Source organism: Marinobacter sp., from assembly GCF_033722195.1.
Taxonomy (GTDB): domain Bacteria; phylum Pseudomonadota; class Gammaproteobacteria; order Pseudomonadales; family Oleiphilaceae; genus Marinobacter.
Map to the genome: position 1 here is coordinate 1 of NZ_JAWVZL010000194.1, position 2,299 is coordinate 2,299.

Annotated in this window: 3 protein-coding genes; 2 read left to right on the forward strand and 1 reads right to left on the reverse strand. The window is 63.9% G+C overall.

What is annotated here, in order from left to right:
• Both R3280_RS16715 and R3280_RS16720 read left to right on the forward strand, forming a co-directional pair.
• The coding region (locus R3280_RS16715; RefSeq protein ID WP_318999740.1) for a glycosyltransferase at positions 1-990 on the forward strand (990 nt) is incomplete at its 5' end.
• A 61-nt stretch (positions 991-1,051) separates the two neighbouring features.
• Positions 1,052-1,708: a hypothetical protein gene (locus tag R3280_RS16720; RefSeq protein ID WP_318999741.1), complete on the forward strand. Its 657-nt coding sequence runs from the start codon at positions 1,052-1,054 to the stop codon at positions 1,706-1,708.
• Here the strand turns inward: R3280_RS16720 and R3280_RS16725 are convergent.
• A partial coding sequence (locus R3280_RS16725) for an HAD family hydrolase (protein ID WP_318999742.1) occupies positions 1,705-2,299 on the reverse strand: 595 nt, incomplete at its 5' end. The two genes, R3280_RS16720 and R3280_RS16725, sit on opposite strands and share 4 nt — an antisense overlap.

Genomic DNA, 2,299 nt, shown 5'->3' on the forward strand with positions numbered 1-2,299 from the left:
CAACTGCGGGCCCTGCTGAAATCGGTGATCGGCATTCCGGTGTTCCTGCTGTCCCGGCTGTTGCTGGGCGTGATCCTGCCGAAGTCCCATTTTATGTGGGTGGGCTGGCTCAACGGCTGGTTGCTGAAACGGCGGATCCAGCGACTGGAACAACAGCATGGCCGCTTCGACCGCATCATTTTTCGCGGCCTGGGCACCTTCAAGTACTTCTGGTCGTTCCGGGATGGGCGCAATAGGTATGTGCTCGAGAACGTCATCCACTACGACCGTCCCCTGTGGCAGAAAAAGCTGGAGTGGAAACTGGTGTTCCACAACCGTCACCTGGTCTGCGTCTCCTCCGGCGTACAGGAATCCGCGCAGGCAGCCTTTGCCCAGGGCGGGATCGAACCGGCCAGTCTGCGGGTGATCACCAACCCCTGCCCGATCGATCAGATTCGCAAACTCGCCGGGGAAAACGATCCGGACATTCCCGATACGCCCTACCTGCTCAACGTGGCCCGCCTGGTGCCTCAAAAAGGGCACGAACTGCTGCTGGAGGCCTACGCCAAGGCCCAGCCCTCCCAGAAGCTGGTCATCGTCGGCGACGGCCCCCTGCGCGCCAGCCTGGAGGCCAAGGTTGCAGCGCTGGGGCTCAGCGAGCGGGTGATCTTCGCCGGCCTGCGCAGCAATCCCTATCCCTGGATGAAGCAGGCGGACCTGTTTGTCCTGGCCTCGGAGTACGAAGGCCTGGGCATCGTGCTGACGGAGGCCCTGGCCTGTGGCACGCCGATCCTGTCGGTGGACAGCCGGGGCGGCGTGCGCGATGTCTTCCGCGGCGACCTGGAAGCCTTCCTGACCCCACGCACGGCGGACGGCCTGGCCGACGGACTGAGCCGGGTGCTCGCCCAGCTTCCCATTGAGGTCAAGCCCGACTGGCTGGCGCCCTTCCGCAGCGATGTGGTGGTGGCCGCCTTTCTTGAGAGCAGCCCGGGCACAGAGTCGGTCAGGTGACCGGTATCGACTCGCCAGGAGAGGTTAGGCGCCAGATTGAAGCAGACGGATATGAAGCGGAATGAGCATTACCGAGAAAGGCCGCCTCCAGCAATGGCGGCGTAACTGGAACAGTCGCCTCCGGGCGCGCCGAATCGACGGTGCCAATTGCCGTCAGTATGGCAACGAGGCACCGCGATTCGCCGAGCGGCTGTGGGTTCCGCTGGAGCAACTGCAGTACGCCGTCAAGGCCGGGAACTCCAAGCAAAGCGCGCGCATCATTCACAGCTGGCCGGCAGACAAGGTGGTGCCCATCGAGGGGTTACAGACCATCCGGGCCTGTATCCAGCATTGGCGGGACGGGGTTAGCTGGGAACAAACCGGCATCTACGACCAGATGATGGCCAGCATCCGTGAACACGGCAAGGTCGACCGGATGCGCACCCTGGACGACATTAAACAGCGCTATCAGCACCTGGACCGGCTCTACCAGACGGTGGTGGCCGCCGGCGGACTCAGTCCAAGAGAGGCTCTGATCAAGGGAAACTTTCGCGAGGAAGGCGGCACCCTGGTGCACATCGGCCCAGACGGAGCGCCGTATTTCGGACGCAAGGGCCATCATCGGCTGGCGATGGCCCTGGCTGCGGGATTCGCGTTCATCCCCGCGCAGCTGGGTGTCGTGCATGTAGACGGCCTGGCCGGGCTGGCCGACCTCCGTCAGAGGCCTACGCCGCCTTAGGAGGCTGGCTCTCGCCCTTCACTCACCAGGTCGCGGATCGCCGCCAGTTTCCGGTCGGCACCGTTAAAGTGGTAGGCCGATTCGCTCCACGCACTGAGGAAGAAAAAGTCCAGGCCGGCCCGCTGGGCCGCCTCGAAGTCGTATTGACTGTCACCGAGAAACACCGCTGGCTGCCGGATTCGACCGGAGTCCAGCTCACGGGCCAGGATCTCGTCCTTGGTATCGGGGCTGCCAAAGATGCCGCCATCAAACAGCCCGTCCAGCCCACGATCCCGGAACAGGGTTCGCAATTCGGCCTGGTCGCCGCCGGACACCACCAGCCAGGTGCTGTCCGCCATGAGCTCGCGCAGCTCGGTCAGGCCCTCAGCCACCTCACAGCCGGCCAGCCCTTCCTTCACAAGACGGGCGTAACGAGCCAGCAACGCCTCCAGTTCCGACGGGTTGGGGGTCGCCTGACCAAGAATGGTCGTCAGGAAACGCTCAAACTTGGCATACCGGGAAATACCGCCGTTGTTGACGTGGTACTCCACCAGAGCACGGGCCGCGGATTCGCCGTAGGGTAACGCCGCCTGGTAGAAAGCCTCGGTCTTG